14 protein-coding genes are annotated in these 16,996 nt (G+C 45.5%); 6 read left to right on the top strand and 8 right to left on the bottom strand.

The features are described from left to right. Nucleotides 1–4 precede the first annotated feature (4 nt). Genes PJIAN_RS06290 through PJIAN_RS06270 form a run of 5 tightly spaced genes read left to right on the top strand, consistent with a single transcriptional unit; the run spans nt 5 to nt 5,065 of the window. Nucleotides 5–388 carry a hydrogenase iron-sulfur subunit gene (locus PJIAN_RS06290; protein WP_068703177.1) on the top strand — a complete coding sequence of 128 codons (384 nt, stop codon included), beginning with the start codon at nt 5–7 and terminating at the stop codon, nt 386–388. 3 nt (nt 389–391) lie between these two features. Beyond that, nucleotides 392–1,705 (top strand): CoB--CoM heterodisulfide reductase iron-sulfur subunit A family protein, encoded by a 1,314-nt coding sequence (locus PJIAN_RS06285; RefSeq protein ID WP_068703175.1) that lies wholly within the window; start codon nt 392–394, stop codon nt 1,703–1,705. Further along, nucleotides 1,702–3,636, top strand: coding sequence for a CoB--CoM heterodisulfide reductase iron-sulfur subunit A family protein (locus tag PJIAN_RS06280; RefSeq protein ID WP_068703174.1), 1,935 nt, complete (start codon nt 1,702–1,704; stop codon nt 3,634–3,636). Before PJIAN_RS06285 ends, PJIAN_RS06280 begins: the two co-directional genes overlap by 4 nt. Nucleotides 3,637–3,672: 36 nt before the next feature. Then, nucleotides 3,673–3,951: a hypothetical protein gene (locus PJIAN_RS06275; RefSeq protein ID WP_068703171.1), complete on the top strand. Its 279-nt coding sequence runs from the start codon at nt 3,673–3,675 to the stop codon at nt 3,949–3,951. Nucleotides 3,952–3,955: 4 nt separating this feature from the next. Further along, complete coding sequence (locus PJIAN_RS06270; RefSeq protein ID WP_068703169.1) at nt 3,956–5,065, top strand: 4Fe-4S dicluster domain-containing protein; 1,110 nt, start codon at nt 3,956–3,958, stop codon at nt 5,063–5,065. A 155-nt stretch (nt 5,066–5,220) separates the two neighbouring features. Here PJIAN_RS06270 and PJIAN_RS06265 read toward each other — a convergent pair whose 3' ends face one another. After that, the gene (locus tag PJIAN_RS06265) at nt 5,221–5,961 is read right to left on the bottom strand and encodes an SGNH/GDSL hydrolase family protein (protein ID WP_068703167.1); all 741 of its coding nucleotides are present in this window, start codon (nt 5,959–5,961) and stop codon (nt 5,221–5,223) included. A gap of 573 nt (nt 5,962–6,534) precedes the next feature. Here PJIAN_RS06265 and PJIAN_RS06260 point away from each other — a divergent pair. Then, the gene (locus PJIAN_RS06260) at nt 6,535–7,269 is read left to right on the top strand and encodes a superoxide dismutase (RefSeq protein WP_084252297.1); all 735 of its coding nucleotides are present in this window, start codon (nt 6,535–6,537) and stop codon (nt 7,267–7,269) included. Nucleotides 7,270–7,314: 45 nt separating this feature from the next. Here the strand turns inward: PJIAN_RS06260 and PJIAN_RS06255 are convergent, their stop codons facing one another. The 7 genes from PJIAN_RS06255 to PJIAN_RS06225 form a co-directional block, all read right to left on the bottom strand. Next, nucleotides 7,315–8,703 carry an aminopeptidase P family protein gene (locus PJIAN_RS06255; RefSeq protein WP_068703165.1) on the bottom strand — a complete coding sequence of 463 codons (1,389 nt, stop codon included), beginning with the start codon at nt 8,701–8,703 and terminating at the stop codon, nt 7,315–7,317. A gap of 232 nt (nt 8,704–8,935) precedes the next feature. Continuing rightward, on the bottom strand, nt 8,936–10,573 hold the full coding sequence (locus PJIAN_RS06250) for a ribulokinase (RefSeq protein ID WP_068703163.1): 1,638 nt from the start codon (nt 10,571–10,573) through the stop codon (nt 8,936–8,938). 96 nt (nt 10,574–10,669) lie between these two features. Continuing rightward, nucleotides 10,670–12,172 carry an L-arabinose isomerase gene (gene araA, locus PJIAN_RS06245; RefSeq protein WP_068703161.1) on the bottom strand — a complete coding sequence of 501 codons (1,503 nt, stop codon included), beginning with the start codon at nt 12,170–12,172 and terminating at the stop codon, nt 10,670–10,672. Nucleotides 12,173–12,304: 132 nt separating this feature from the next. Beyond that, nucleotides 12,305–12,991, bottom strand: coding sequence for an L-ribulose-5-phosphate 4-epimerase (locus PJIAN_RS06240; RefSeq protein ID WP_068703158.1), 687 nt, complete (start codon nt 12,989–12,991; stop codon nt 12,305–12,307). Between the two features lie 144 nt (nt 12,992–13,135). After that, nucleotides 13,136–13,825 (bottom strand): NUDIX hydrolase, encoded by a 690-nt coding sequence (locus tag PJIAN_RS06235; protein ID WP_068703240.1) that lies wholly within the window; start codon nt 13,823–13,825, stop codon nt 13,136–13,138. 104 nt (nt 13,826–13,929) lie between these two features. Next, the gene (locus PJIAN_RS06230) at nt 13,930–15,675 is read right to left on the bottom strand and encodes a sodium:solute symporter (RefSeq protein ID WP_068703157.1); all 1,746 of its coding nucleotides are present in this window, start codon (nt 15,673–15,675) and stop codon (nt 13,930–13,932) included. 428 nt (nt 15,676–16,103) lie between these two features. After that, on the bottom strand, nt 16,104–16,967 hold the full coding sequence (locus tag PJIAN_RS06225; protein ID WP_068703155.1) for a VIT1/CCC1 transporter family protein: 864 nt from the start codon (nt 16,965–16,967) through the stop codon (nt 16,104–16,106). Between the last annotated feature and the right edge of the window lie 29 nt (nt 16,968–16,996).

Raw genomic sequence — 16,996 nt, 5'->3', positions numbered from 1 at the left:
CGCTATGCCTAAAATTTTGGTCTTCTCGACCGAAAAAATCTCCGATCCCGCGATTGACCTCGCGGGATTGTTGAAAAAGCACTATCCCTACACGGTCTACACAATCAGCGTTCCCTGCTCGAGCTGCATCAAGCCCCGCTGGATTATGCACGCTTACGAAAAAGGCTTCGACGGCGTATTCATTGCTGCCGACGGAAGCGATTGTTCGTACGGCGAATCGTGTTCCGACCGCACCGCCGAAGTGGTAGCTACCACCCACCGTTTGATGAAAGAGAAAGGGCTGAAGCCTTCGCAACTGAAAATGGCGGCCATCTGTTCGGTTTGCGCAGAGCCGTTTGTGAAGCATATCACCTCGTTTATGAAAGATTTATCTCAAAAAGAGAACTAAAAAATGGAAACTCAGCAGGAAACCTGTATTAACGAATCGTTGTACGACGTACTGGTAATCGGCGCGGGCATTGCCGGCGAAGAATCGGCTCTCAAACTGGCCGATATGGGCTATCGGGTATTGCTGGTGGAGAAAGAACCTTCCATCGGTGGCAAAATGATTTTGCTCAGCAAAGTATTCCCCACGCTCGACTGTGCCGCCTGTATCACCACTCCAAAAGTGTCGGAAACGGCTCGTCATCCCAACATCACCATACTCACGCTCACCGAAGTGGAAGAAATTGTGCGTGACAACAAAAACCGTTTTTCGGTAACGCTCAAAAAGAAGCCCCGCTACGTGGTGGAAAAGGATTGCACCGGATGTCAGGAGTGCGAAAAGGCGTGTCCGGCCATTGTCAATGACCAGTTCCAGTTCAACCTGACGGCACGGAAAGCGGTTTATATTCCTTTCACCATCGCCAATCCTCGGGTTGCCTTAATCGACATCAACAACTGTCTGCTGTGCGGTGCCTGCGAAAAGGCCTGTCCGTCCAATTGCATCGATTTCAGTCAAACGGAAGAACAACTGAAAATTACGGCCAAGTCTGTAATCGTTTCTACCGGCTTCAAGCTGTTCGATCCCATTCAAATCGAACGCTACGGTTTCGGACGCTACAAAAACGTGATTACTTCCATGCAGATGGAACGTCAGTTGGCTCCTACCCGTCCGTTCAACAACATCCTGCGGCCTTCCGACGGCAAAGTTCCCGATAAAATCGCCTATATTTTCTGCACCGGTTCGCGCGACCATACCGTGGGCAACCCTATTTGCTCGCAGGTGTGCTGCATGTATTCCACCAAGCAGGCGCAACTCCTGATGGGTGCATTACCTATGGCCGATGTCTCGCTCTACTACATCAACATCCGTGCCTTTGGCAAGGGATTCGACGAGTTTTACGAACAGGCGAAAGACATGGGAGCCAAGTATGTGAAAGGAAAAATTGCCTCTATTACTGAAAAAGAAAACGGCAACCTGATCCTGCGTTACGAAGATATTGCCACCGGAAAAGTAACCGAGAAAGAACACGATTTGGTGGTACTATCGGTCGGCATCCTGGCTAATCCGGGCATTACCCGTGTATTCAAAAAAGAACGACTGGAAACCGATGCCCTTAACTATATCCGCCAGACGGATCTATTGCAAAGCCCGGCCATCACCTCTATCGAAGGGGTTTTTGCTGCCGGAACCGCAACCGCTCCGATGGATATTCCAGACACCATCATGTCAGCCGGAGCAGCTGCCACCGAAACATCAAGTTACTTAGTCAGATTGTCATGAAGAAAAAAATAGGAGTTTACGTTTGCCACTGCGGAGGCAACATTTCCGACCATGTGGATATTGAAAAGGTGAAAGCTGCCGTGCGCGACGAGGCGGACGTTTATTTGGTAAAGAATACGCTTTTTGCCTGTGCCGACTCTTCTCAAAAAGAGATTGGCAGCGACATTGAAAACGAACATCTCGATGCTATCGTGGTCGCTTCCTGCTCACCGAAACTGCACCTCAACACTTTCCGTGGTGTGGCGCAACGTGCCGGACTGAATCCCTACAACTATGTGCAGGTAAACATTCGCGAACAAAGCTCGTGGGCACATTCCGACAACAAAACCGGCGCTACCGAAAAGGCGATATTGCTGGTAAAAGCCGGTATAGCCAAAGCGAAAGAGAGTGAAGCACTCCAATCGCTCAAAATTCCGGCTGCCAATGTGGTGGCGGTCATCGGAGCCGGTGTGGGAGGCATGAAAACGGCTATCGGTTTGGCCGATATGGGCACGGAGGTTTACCTCATCGAGAAAGATTTCTTTGTGGGAGGCCGCACGCCTCAATGGGGAACCGTTTCTCCGAACGGAGATGAAGGCGCTATACTGACCGAAAAACTCTACAAAGAAGTGGTTCGCCGTCCGAATATTACCCTGTTCACCGGAGCGGAACTGGTAGAGAAAAGTGGAAGCATCGGAAATTTTGATCTCAAAATCGCCGTTCGTCCCCGCAGTGTTTCAGGCAACCCGACCGCTGAAGCTATGCAACGCGCCGCTGAGGTCTGCCCGGTGGCGGTGAAGGATGATTTCAACTTCGGGCTAACCAACAGAAAGGCTTTCATGCTTCCGGCACAAGGGCAGTTCCCACAGACACCAGCAATCGACGTTGCTGCGTGTACACGCTGTGGCGAATGTACTGCTGCTTGTCACGAAGTGGATCTGGCTCAGGAAGAACAAACAATTACGCTGCATGTGGGTGCCTTTGTGGTCAATACCGGCTTTGATCCGTATCAACCTGCACAAGGTGAATATGGTTACGGAGAACTGGACAACGTTATTACGCTTCCGCAATTTCGCCGCTTAATGGAGTTAAACGAAAACGAACTGATTTTCAACGGAAAAAAGATTAAGAAAATCGCCTACATCTATTGCGTCGGTAGCCGGCAGGATGATGATGAAGGAAATACCTATTGCTCGCGTTATTGCTGTACGGCGACTTCTTTGACGGCTGTTCTTGCGAAAAAGAAGTTCGGCAATATCATCAATTTTCACTTCAACCGGGGAATCCGCACGTACGGAAAACACGAACTGGTTTACGAGGCCGCTTCCAAACAAGGCGATATTTTCCTGCAATTTTCGCTAAAGAGCATTCCTCAAATCGAAAAGCGCGGTAATAAAACCTATGTTAAAGTCAAAGATATTCTTACCGCCGGCAAAGAGCTGGAAACGGAAGCCGATCTGATTGTGTTGGTTACCGGCATGGTGCCCCGCAAAAATGAGTTATTGGAACAACAGCTCAAAATTCCAACAGGCCGCGACCACTTCTTCAACGAAATTCACATGAAACTTCGCCCGGTAGAAACAGTGATCGACGGCGTATTGATTGCCGGAACCTGCCAGTCGCCGAAGAATATTTTGGAAACGGTTAATTCGTCGATGGCGGCAGCAGCCAAAATCAATTCGGTACTAACCAAAGGCGAACTATCGCTCGAACCCACGCTGGCCAAAGTGAATCCGGCCGCCTGCGACTGGTGCGACAACTGTTCAAAAGCCTGTCCGTTTGATGCCATTCTTCAAACGGAGATCAATGGTAAAAAAGTGGCACGCGTCAACGAAGCCAACTGTAAAGGTTGCGGCATGTGTACGCCGGTTTGCCCGACCGATGCCATCGATTTGGCAGGCTATACCAATGCCCAGATTGAGTCGATGATTGATGCACTTGCAGAGGCATAATCAATTAATAATTAACAATTAAAAGTTAATAATTAGATGGAAGTAAAACAAAAAACAATCGATATAATCAAGCAAACGCGCAAAGCTGCCCCCGAAGCGTTCGAAGCCCGGAAGCTTTATCTGAAAATGCGCAAAGCAATTGCCGAAGCATTGAAAGACGAAGCAAAAACCATTCCGCAGGTTGCAGAGGCAACAAATATTCCTATCGGAGAGGCCACTTACTACATGATGGCTATGCTCAAATTCGGCGAGCTATCCGTCAACGGCATCGACGATATGGACGAATACTATTTTTATCAATTGACAAAGCAATAGAGTCATGACACAGATACAACCCGAACTGACAGAAGATATTAAGAAATACGGAGCGTTCGATTTTACGGCTTGCTACAACTGCGGCAATTGTACGGCAGTGTGCAACCTGACGGAAAAGAATTCCAATTTTCCGCGCATGATGGTGCGTTATTCCATGTTGGGGCTGAAAGAGGAAATCCTTTCAAGCAAAGAGCTCTGGATGTGTTATGCCTGCGGTGAATGCAGCGATACCTGTCCGCGTGAGGCCGGACCGGGAGCGTTGATGGCCAACCTGCGCCGCTATGCCATTGCCAATTACGAAAAGACCGGATTGACCCGTCTGATGTTCAAAAACAATCCTTTCTTTATTGCCATTACATTGATTTTGGCGGTAGTGCTGACTTTCTTTCTGCTCACCATCAAACCCGATACCGAAGTGGCTCGCTGGCTTTTTCGCTACGTGCCTTACGAAGTGTTACACAGTTTCGGCATGGGTGCTTTTGCCCTGATGGGACTTTCGGCTTTAGTGGGAGTAATCGTAATGTGGCGTTACATTGGCAAGGATAAAAAAATCGCTTTTACCGGAGAATTCTTCAAAAAAGCAGTCAACGCTGCCAAAGAGGTAATCGGTGAAGTTGCAACTTTGAAACGCTATCAGAATTGCGACAGCGACAGTTCGCTTTGGAGCAAAAAAGCGGTATGGTTGCGCCCGTGGTTCGTTCACTGGACGATTATGTGGGGATTTATCGGTCTATTGGTGGCCACCACGCTCGATTTCATGTTCAAAGATCCGGCAACAACCATCTGGTGGCCGTCGCGCATTCTGGGTACCATCGCCGGAATCCTGATGGTGTACGGATCAACCGTGGCGCTCAACTACCGTTTTCGCAAGATCACAAAAACGTATGCCAACACCTTGCTGGCCGACTGGATGTTCCTTGGATTTCTCTGGCTGGCCGGAGTCACCGGATTTTGGCTGGAGGTAGCCGTTGCAATGGGAGCCGACATGCTTATCAACCACGTTGTCCTGATGATCCATATAGTTATCTCGATGGAACTGGTCATCCTTTTTGCCTTCTCCAAATTTGCACATGCTTTTTATCGTCCGCTGGCATTGTTTATGCATCACCTTTAAGCCCTTGGGCATATACTAAACAATAGCAACTATCTAAGCATCTTGCTTTTAGTTTATGAGTATTAAAAAAACAGCCTGGTTCCACATTAGATCAATATCTATGGGACCAGGCTTTAAATCATTCACATATTTTGAATGCTACTTCATAATCATTGCTATTTACAAACATTCAACAGTTTGGGCTTAAGTTCACGTGTCCACAAATCATACCCCTTTTGGTTCATATGTAGCCTGTCGGCCTTAAAGATATCTTCACGCAATTTGTTCTGTTCATCATACAGACAAGTCGCCACATCCACAAAACGAACACTTGGCTGAGTCGTGCACCATTCTGACAACAGAGTATTAATTGCTTTTTGCTTTGCAAGCATCTTTAAACGAGCATATGACGGCTTGAAGGACAACAAAAAAACCGGCTTAGTCGGATAATCACGCACTAGCTTAGATAAGAAAAGACGAAAGAAATCATAGGTCTCTCCCACTGTGAGATCGTCTTTGGAACCTGCCAAATCATTCTCTACGTACAACACAATTGCTTTAGGATTGAAGCCCCTTGCAATTACATCATAATTATAAAGCATATCCCTGATAGCAGCACCGCCATAGGATCGTCTGATGATTTTCATTGGAGACATGTCCCGTACAATACTATCCCACAAATTAATAGATGAACTTCCAAGAAAAAGCACATCACAGCTGCGATCAGTCAAGGTTCGGTTGATGGCTCTGTAAACATCAATATCTTTTTCATAGCGATTGATCCATGACATTGCATCTGTATGTCGCACCTCCAGATATTCTTTAAAACGGAGAGAATCGGTTCGATTCTGAGCATCCAGAATACCGGAATACGACATACATAGTAAACTGATTAATAGTCCAAAATAATTCTTCATACATTTCATTTTTTACAAATAGAATAAACTGTTTATTTTTCAACGACACCTTCTGAACATCACGGCTATTCGAACCAATCCTCAAATCAAAATCGTCTGGCTCGCTTATATATTGAAACTCATAATTGTAAAATTTCAACATATCCGGCGCTATAGCACAAAAATTCATTACAAAAATAGAGAATCACAAAGATACAATAAAAGAAGAGATGCACCTGTGTTCTTTCCCGCACACACAATAAGCCATGACAATCCGTTTTGCCTGTTTTTTAGAAACAGTATAATCTTGATCTTATGGAAATAATAGTTTCCCTTTTCTACTGTAATTAAGCTTCGAAAGGTAGCAATTATCATTTTCAGGAATCAAAAACTCCGCAGGAACGGCACTATACAAAGTCAGGACACCCACTTTAAATGCCGGTTCCGGAAAACAAAAAAATCATTTAAAAAGCTGTACCTCTCCACATTTCGGGCTTCACCGTTGTATCTTTGGCATTTGGTTACAAGCCAGTCGGCTTCATCTAAAACAGAATGAGAACGGTAAATTCAACAAAACAATTGAGGAGAAGAACTATGAAGAAACCTATATCACTTTTCGCATTCCTTTTTCTGGGAATGCTTTATTCAGGATGTATTTTACATGCTGAAAAGACATCTGACGATCAGAGCAAAAATAGCACCACAAACAAATTCGAGTTCAAAGCCCTGCCGTATGCGTATGATGCCCTTGAACCATATATCGATAAACTAACAGTAGAAATACATTACAGTAAGCACCATAAAGCATACTTTGATAACTTCACGAAAGCAATAAGCGGTACTGAAATGGAATTAATGGACATAAAGGATATTTTCAAAAACATCAGCAAATATCCTGCTGCAATCCGAAACAATAGTGGAGGGTATTTCAACCATATGCTTTATTGGGAAAACATGAAACCTAATGGTGGCGGTCAACCTTCAGGCCAGCTATTGGAAGCGATTGTAAAATCATTCACTTCTTTCGATGCATTCAAAAAACAGTTCTCGGATGCCGGCAAATCAAGGTTTGGAAGCGGATGGGCATGGTTGTGCCTCGACTACAGAGGCAATTTATTTATCTGTTCCACTCCCAATCAGGATAATCCGTTAATGGATATCGCAGATCAGAAAGGAATTCCCCTATTGACCATGGATGTATGGGAACATGCTTATTATCTTAAGTACCAAAACAGAAGGGCCGATTACATCGATGCTTTCTGGAATATTATAAACTGGGACGAAGTAGCCCAAAGGTATGCAAACGCGTTGATGGAGATTGCAAAATAAAAAAAACCGGGCACAAGCCCGGTTTTTCATTTGTACGATTTCGTATTACTTCCCTTTGCGGATAGCTTCCACTTCGTCTACCCGCATTGGTTTATGCTTACCTACACGGCAGGCGCCGGTTTCGGTAATCATGTAATCTTCCTCGTTGCGGATTCCCCCGAAAAAACGGAATTTCTGTACTTCTCTCCAGTTAACGAACTCGTTGAACAGGCCTTCGGACTGCCATTTATCCATCAACTCGGGAATGAAATAAATGCCGGGTTCGATGGTAAAGACGTGTCCCGGACGCAAAGGTTTGGCAAACCGCAGTGACTTCAGTCCGAACTGTGTGCTCTTCTGCTCGCCATCGTAACCGACCCATACCTCTCCGAGGTTTTCCATATCATGTACGTCGAGTCCCATCATGTGACCCGTACCGCAAGGCATAAACAACGCATGTGCTCCGGCTTTCAACGATTCCTCCCCATCACCTTTCATCAGTCCGAGCTGCTGCATACTTTCAACGATGGAGCGACAGGCAGCAAAATGTACATCACGGAAAGGCACTCCGGGAGCAAGCGTTGCCACAGCTGCATCATAAGCCTTCAGGCTCATTTCGTATACCAGTTTTTGTTGCGGAGTAAAGGTTGTATCAACAGGGAAAGTGCTCGACAAATCACCAGCATAGTGCATCTTCAATTCGCCTCCTGCATCGAGCAAAAAGAGATCGCCGCTTTTGAGCATGTTGCCGTGATAGTGGTTATGGAGAGTTTGTCCGTTGATGGTGGCAATGATGGGAAACGACAGCTCGCAATCGGCAGCCAGCGCCACCTCGTAAACACGGGCAGCCACTTGCGCTTCGGTAAGACCTGGACGTACCATCTGCATGGCGGCCACATGCATATCCACCGAGAGGTTGACCCCTTTTTCGATTTCGGTAATTTCCTCCGCCGTCTTTATTTCGCGCTGACTAATCACCGCTTTTGTCAATGGCAACGAAGCTTTTGTAGCAAGTTCGTCAGAATGCAAACCGAGCCACGACTGCAACTTCAGCTTTGTTTCGGCACGGTAAGGTGCAAGGAAATGAATGTCGCGCCCACGTTTCTGAGCGTCGGCCAGAAAGTCGTGCAATTTCGATAAAGGCCGTGTTTCGGTTATGCCGGCTTCCTGTGCACGGTCGGCAATGGTAGATTGCGGTCCCATCCACACAATATCGTCAATAGTATAATCGTCTCCGAAAATAATCTGGCGTTGATTATCCACATCAATTATGCCCACGATAGAAGGAAAATCGACACCGAAAAAATAAAGGAAAGTACTGTCCTGACGAAAATGATAGCCATTGTCGGCATAATTCATCGGACTTTCATCATTACCGGGCAGCAACACGATGCCCGATCCAAGTTTCTTTGCCAGCGTCAACCGGCGCTGAATATAAGTCTCTTTACTAAACATAGTTGAAATTATTATGAATCTGCAGGCTCATAGGCTATGTATAACGTTACTGAAACCTGCTGTTAATTTGCAATCACTTATCTAAAGGAATTTTCGCCCTCAACCAAAGCATCTGCTAAGTTACGATTTATCCCGATAGGATGAGCCTTTGAGACTGAAATCATTTCTAGCAAAAAAAATCCCGATTCTCTTCTCGAGAACCGGGACTCAAACCTATGAATTAAAACACAAATTAAAATTCTTTTTCAGTAAATGCACCCAGCTTGCAGTACTTTTCGTACAGTGCCTGATACATTTTATGGTTTTCGGCATTGGGATAGTATTCTTTTGCAAAACCCATACCCATTGCGCTTTGTGCATCTTCCACCTTGGCATACACACCGGCAGCCACGGCAGCAAACATCGAAGCACCGAAAGCACATGCCTGTTCAGCTTTCGCCACTTTAATCGGCATATTGAGCACATCGGCCAGCGTTTGCATTACAAAAGAAGATTTCAGGGCAATACCACCGATACCGATAATCTCTTTAATTTCAACGCCGTTTTCGATAAAACGATCAACAATCGCTTTCGAGCCGTAAGCTGTAGCTTCTACCAATGCACGGAAAATAAGCGGAGCTGAGCTACCGAGGTTCAGGCCGGTAATCGTTCCCTTCACTGCCTGATTGGCATCGGGAGTACGACGACCGTTCATCCAGTCGGTTGCTAAGATTGTTGATTCGGAAACCGGCACTTTTGCTGCCTCTTTTTCCAAAGCAGGAATAATGCCGTCGATAATTTTCTTTTTCGTTTCGGCATCGATCAGATCTGATTGTTCGATAGGCCATGCCACCACGCGTTTGAACCACGCGTAAACATCGCCGAAAGCAGACTGACCGGCTTCGAGACCTACCAGACCCGGAATAACAGAACCGTCGACCTGTCCACAGATACCGGGAATCAGTTTATCACCCATTTCTTCGTAGCTCGACACCATGATATCGCAGGTAGAAGTACCGATAACACGTACCAACGCACCCGGTTTCACTTCGGCACCAACGGCTCCCATGTGACAGTCGAATGCACCGACAGCAACGGCAACGTTCGTTGTCAAACCAAGACGTTGCGCCCATTCTGCGGTCAGTGTACCGGTTTTCTGGTTGCTGGGGCAAGTGTTTGTATAAAGGCGATCGCGGTAACCGGCCAAAAGAGGATCGAGAGCTGTCAGGAACTCTTCTGATGGAAGACCACCCCATTTTTCGAGCCACATAGCTTTGTGTCCCGAAGCACAACGGCTACGGCAAATATCTTCGGGTTTGGTTTTACCCACGAGCAAACCTGGCAACCAGTCGCAATGTTCTACGATAGAATAAGCAGCTGAACGTACCTTTTCGTCGGAACGAAGTACATGCAGGGCTTTTGCCCAAAACCATTCGGAAGAGTAGATGCCACCCTCGTAAGAGCTGTAGTCTATATCCCATTTTGCACACAGGTCGTTAATTTCCTGCGCTTCCTGAATAGCTGTATGGTCTTTCCACAGCACGAACATGGCGTTAGGGTTTTCGGCAAACTCGGGCAACATGGACAGCGGCGTACCCTCTTTATCGGTAAATACAGGAGTACTTCCGGTTGTATCGAATGCCATACCTACCACATTTTCAGCGGTACCGGCCGGACATTTCGAAAGTGCGTCTTTCACTGTATATTCGAGTACATCGATATAATCTTGCGGGTGTTGGCGATACTGATTGGCTGTCGGAACGCAATATTTACCCTCCGTCCAGCGGGGATAATATTTCACCGAAGAGGCCAGTTCTTTGCCGCTTTCGGCATCTACCACAACGGCACGGGCAGAGTCACTGCCATAGTCAAGTCCTATAACGTATTTCATAAATGTTAGTTGTAAGGAATAAGTTATAAGTTGTAAGTTAAGAATCCAAAATTCAGATTACTTACAACTTACCACTTATAACTGATCACTTGTTTTTTATCTCAACGCTTTGTTCAGCATGTAATACACTTCGTTGTTGCGCAAATCCTGACGGAACTGACGGATAGTAGTATCCTTGTCGATAATCAACATTTCGATATCGGCAATTTCAGCGTAGTCTTCCATCATTTCTGTTGTTACGGCAAACGAGAAGCTGGAGTGGTGAGTACCACCTGCCAAGATCCATGCACCGGCACCTACTTCGAAGTTAGGCATTGGTTTCCACAATGCACATGCAACAGGAAGCTTAGGAAGAGCCTGCGGTTTAACCACTTCCACTTCGTTAACGATCATGCGGAAACGGTTACCCATATCAACGATGGTAGCTGCAACACCTGTACCTTCGTGAGCCTGGAATACCAGACGAGCGCAGGTTTTGGAATCGCCAATACCGAGGAAATGAACTTCCACGCGAGGTTTAACGCCGGTAATATCCGGATTGATTTCCAGCATGTGAGCCTGCAGAATGGTTGAGTTTTCACCGTCGAAATTCAACGTATAATCTTCGAGGAATGACTGACCACCTTTGAGACCCTGACCCATTACCCACATGGTACGAACCAAAGCAGCCGATTTCCAGTCACCTTCGGCACCGAAACCAAAACCTTCGGCCATCAAACGCTGAGAAGCAAAGCCCATCAACTGTTTCATGCCTTCCAGTTCGTTGAAGCTGGTAGTGAAAGCTTTGGCACCTTTATCCTGAAGAAAACGACGGAGACCAATTTCCTGAGCAGCAGCATCGCGAACGAACTGATGTTTTTCTGCACCTTTCTTGCTGTCAGCTGCAAAGTCGTATATTTTTTCGTATTCGTCAACCAAAGCATCGATTTCTGCTTCGGTTACAGCATTAACGTAAGGCACCAATGTTGCAATCGGAGCATTGTCCACGTGGTAACCCAAACGGATTTCAGCTTCCACTTTATCACCATCGGTTACAGCCACGTTGTTCATGTTGTCGCCAAAACGGATAATCAACATATCCTGTGAATCGGCCCAACCGGCACAAACACGCATCCAGCCTGCAATTTTAGACTGAGTAGCAGCGTCTTTCCAGTAACCAACAACCACTTTGCGGGGTTTGCGCAGGCGGCTGGTGATGTGACCGAATTCGCGGTCGCCGTGAGCCGACTGATTGAGGTTCATAAAGTCCATGTCGATTTCGTTCCATGGAATTTTATCGTTGTATTGTGTATGCAGGTGAAGCAACGGTTTTTTGAAGTCCATCAAACCGTGAATCCACATTTTGGCTGGAGAGAAAGTGTGCATCCATGTAATCATACCAACGCACTTTGTATCGCCATTGGCAGCACGCATGATTTCCGAGATTTCGGCAGAAGAGTTAGCGGTTCCTTTATAAACCACTTTAATTGGCAGGTTACCCGATTCGTTCAAACCTTTCACCATTTCGTTAGAGTGTGCATCAACTGCCACTACTGCATCGCCACCGTATAAAAGCTGTGCGCCGGTAACGAACCAAACTTCTAAATCATTGTAAATCATAATGTTTAATTAATAAGCCTCCCCCCCATCCCCCTCCTCAAGAGGGGGTAAATCTGGGTTTGGAGGATTTTGTTATAGTTAATTATCTGTTAATCTGATTATAAGTACCCTTGTGGGGGATTGAGGGGGCTTCTATTGCCCGTAATAGGCATTCGGTCCGTGTTTACGCATAAAATGTTTTTCTACAAGCAAAGGATTCATCTGCAATTGCGGGTTAACGCTGTAAGCCACAAATGCCATTTTAGCCACTTGTTCCATCACAACGGCGTTGTGCACTGCATCGTGAGCATCTTTGCCCCACGAGAATGGGCCATGGTTCTTCACCAGCACGCCCGGCACATGCACCGGATTGATGCCCTGAAAACGTTCGATGATGACATTTCCGGTCTCCAGTTCATATTCGCCTTTCACTTCGGCTTCCGTCATTGCACGGGTACAGGGAATTGCCTGACTGAAATAGTCGGCATGTGTTGTACCGATGTTGGGAATATCGCATCCGGCCTGAGCCCACGATGTTGCAAATGTTGAGTGTGTATGTACTACTCCACCGATGCCTTCAAACGCACGATAGAGTGCAAGGTGAGTAGGAGTATCGGAAGATGGTTTCCATTTTCCTTCCACCACATTACCTTCGATATCGAGCAGCACCATATCTTCAGGTTTCATATCATCATAAGAGATACCCGAAGGTTTAATTGCCACGATACCTTCGTTACGGTCAATGGCACTAACATTACCCCAGGTAAAAATCACCAAACCATGTTTTACAAGGTCGAGGTTTGTTTGCCATACCACTTCTTTCAGTTCTTTTCTGGTCATATTTTTCAGAGTAAAGAACAAAGAGCAAAGAACAAGGACTTTTCCCAGCTTCCCCTACTCTTTATTCTGGTTTTCAAACAATAAATTCAAATTTCAAAACCGTTTTTGTCAAAGACCAAAGTCTTCGATCTTTGTTCTAACAGACTACAATGCAAACCGGAGCCCGCTTTGCACCAGTTCGGTATACTTATCGTAATCAAAACGATAATAGTATGCTCCTCTTTTAGAGTTACTTTTGTCTTTTTCTTCCGTCTTTTCAAAGACATCCATTGCAAGCAGCTTCTTACGGAAATTACGTTTATCGAGCGTATCTCCAAAGATTGCTTCGTAGAGCGACTGCAACTGTGGCAACGTAAACAATTCAGGCAACAGGTTAAAGCCAATCGGTTCTACTGCTGCTTTTCGTTTCAACTGTTTCTGTGCAATACGCACCATTTTGTTATGGTCAAAAATCAGATCTGGAATTTCGGTAATCGGCACCCAAACGGCGTTGTGACTAGCAGCCAACTCTTTATCGTAATCGTCGATATTAATCAACGCGTAATAAGCAGCAGAAAGCACCCGTTCTCCCGGATCACGATCCAGTTCGCCGAATATGCCGATCTGTTCCATGTAAACATTTTCCAGACCCGTCAAATCCTGTAGCACTCGTTCGGCAGCAGCATCAATACTTTCGTCTTTGTTTAAGAAACCTCCCATCAGCGACCACTCTCCCTTGCAGGGATCAAATTTACGTTTGATCAGCAGCAGTTTCAACGTTCCCTGATGGAACCCGAAAATGATACAGTCCACAGCCACATAAAAGCGGTCGTTTTGTTCGTAGAGATTTACTATTCCGTTCTTTTCAGACACTATTCTATATTTTAATTTCTAAATAGACGACAAAAATTTATCCCTTCTCCCAAACCTGAAAGAAGGGATAAAATCATCGTTTTTAATTACCAGAAGTACAGGTAAAATGCAGCACAGAAAGCAATTACCCCGATTGAGGCAATAACATCCCACTTATTCCAGCTTTGTTTGATAAGAGTCTTGTAATCGTCGTTAAACGTAATGAATTCAATCTGTTTAGCGGTCGGTTTTTTGGTAAAGAAAGAAACCACAACCATAAACATCATAATGAATACCAGCAACCAGATTTCAAAGATAAGCCAGTTTGTATGCCAGAACCAATGAGTTGAATTCCAGAACCAACCGGTCATTACATCTTTTCCTGTATTTGTAAAGATATTGGTCAACAAGCGTGCCATACCGATAAGGAAACCGGCGATCAAACCTGCTTCACCTGCTTTCGGTGTTATTTTCTTGGAGAATATACCCATCAGGAACACAGCCACCATGGCAGGAGCCAGCAACGACTGAATACCTTGCAGGTAAGAATAAAGGCTACCGAGACTCATCATAACCGGTATCCAGATAATACCCAGTATAACTACAACAATTGTAGCCATACGACCTACCAAAACGTAAGTAGCTTCGCTTCTGTTTTTGAACATTGGTTTGTAGAAGTCTTCGGTAAACAAGGTGGCGCAGGAGTTGAAGAACGCAGCCAACGAAGCTACAAGAGCGGAGATAAAACCAATAGTAACAATACCTTTCACACCGGCAGGCAATACAAATTTAACCATCGATCCGAAAGCGGTATCGGGATTGTCCAAGGTAAAGCCGCTCTCAGGACGAGCTGCCAATGCAGCGGCAACCATACCGGGGATAAGGAACATGAATACCGGTAACAATTTGAAATAACCGGCAGCAATAGTACCTCTGCGCGCACGCTTCATCACAACATCGCTTGATTCACCTTTTTGTTGTCCGAGCACACGTTGAACAATGTGCTGGTCGGTAGCCCAATACCACAAACCGATAATGGAAGCACCGATAAACACCCAAAATCCGGGATATTCATCATACATCGGGTCGCCTGTTTCGAAGTGGAACATGTGATTTGTACCGTAAGCATGGCCATCAGCTCCAAGACCCATGCTTCTTGCGTGGTCGATCATTGCTGTCCAACCATCAGCGATACAACCGTGACCGAGGGCAGCCAAACCAAGAAATAGTACGAGGAACGAACCTATAATAAGGATAGGAGTTTGAATAGCAGACAGTGTCATCACGCCTTTCATACCACCAAAGATGGTAAAGATACCTGTCAAAACGATCAGACCGATAGCGCCGTACCAGAAAGGAAGACCTAGAAGACTCTCCATGAAGATACCACCGGTAAATGCAGTCACACTCACTTTGGTCAGCACGTATGCTATCAAAGTGATGATAGACAACCACGAACCTGTACGGGGGGTGTAACGGTTCTTGAGGAAGTCAGGCATCGTGATGATTTTACCCAGCTTATTATTCATAAGTTGGTAGAACGGAACGAAGAGCCAACCCAGAATGAGGATCATCCAGCCCTGCATCTCCCAGTGTGCCATACCAACACCATTTTTTGCTCCTGTTCCGGCCAGACCTACAAGGTGTTCCGAACCAATATTTGCAGCAAAGATAGCAGCACCAATAATATACCAGGGCTCGCCTTTACCAAAAAGGTAGTTTTCACTATCGGCACCTTTTTGTAAACGTTTGTCCTTCTGTATCGAGCGCCATACAGCCCAAGTTACAGCCAAAATCCCGACCGCGATAATCACCCAGTCGAGCCAAATAAATTCATGTGAATTCCAGTTCATAATTTTTATTAGACTATTTTTAATTAAGAGGATTTATTCTGCTTCTTTTATTTATCAGTCATTAGTTCTTGGATGCACTATTTACAAGCTTTCTTTAAGGTTGGCATCTCATTTTGCAAGACCAATACCCGAAACAGAATCGTTAAAAACAGTCCACGCACAACGTATTCAATTGTTTCCAAGGTATTTATTTCACAAGGCCATAATAAGCAATCACAACAAAGCGCATTCTTATTAATGGGTGTAAAAATAACACTTATTTTTTATGCCCGCACGTTCATTTATATGTTATGCAACATAATTTCGTATCGAACTAAAGGGAGTTCCATCCTCCTTTTTCTCTATACCTACCATATTTTCGGGTTCTTAATAATCAACAAAAAAAGCGAACCGAAGTCCGCTTTTCATTGCTAAATATCTCGTAACTATCAAATATTCACTCCCAGAATAGCTTTCAGCCCCCACCCGACTAAAAACGAGAAACCGGCCACACCTAAACTAATCAGCGTCATTTCCCAGAAACGTGCCCTGAAATTCAGGTCTTTTGCCATCGAAATGTAATAATTGAACGCATAAATAATCAGTACGGCAATAGCCAGAGTAATAGCCAGCGCCATCAACTTACTGGTAAGCAACAAGAAAGGAAGTATCAGGAATATCACGGTAAAAAGATAAGCCACTCCGGTATAAACAGCTGATTTTTTAGCGCGTGCATCCCCTTCGGCTTTCGACGAAAGATAATCGGACGAAGCCATTGACAAAGCGGCCGAGATTCCGGTAACCAGCCCGGCAAGCGTAATCACCCTCGTATCGCCCAGTGCCAGCGTGAAACCTGCCAGCGAACCGGTAAGCTCCACCAACGCATCATTCAAACCCAACACAACCGAACCGACATACTGAAGTCGCTCTTCGTCCAGCATATTGAGCACTGTTTTTTCATGTTCCAGCTCTTCTTCCGAAAAACGTTTGGTTTCGGGAAAATGATCCGAAAGAGAATCATACAGTCGAGACCCGGTTCCTTCCCGTTTCTCCATCTGTTTCAACACAAAAGAGAGTCCGAGAAGTTTAGCCATGAAAACCGTGCGCCAAACTCTTCTTCTGTCGGGAGCCACATCCACCCCGGTTTTTGTTTTCCAGAAATTATAATGCCCCTTTTCCTGGTCACCGATACGACGTAATACTGCGGCATTGTTGGTATCTTTCGTCTGCTCTGCCAGTTTGTGATAAATATAATATTCTGTGATTTCGGTACGTTGCGCGGCAAGTACCATCTTATGTATTTTAGTATCCATCTGTATTTTAGTTTATCTGTTTTATCAAC

It is taken from the genome of Paludibacter jiangxiensis (genome assembly GCF_001618385.1).
GTDB lineage: Bacteria > Bacteroidota > Bacteroidia > Bacteroidales > Paludibacteraceae > Microbacter > Microbacter jiangxiensis.
Note: the sequence above shows the minus strand (reverse complement) of the source record. Positions and strands in the feature narration are given on the sequence as shown.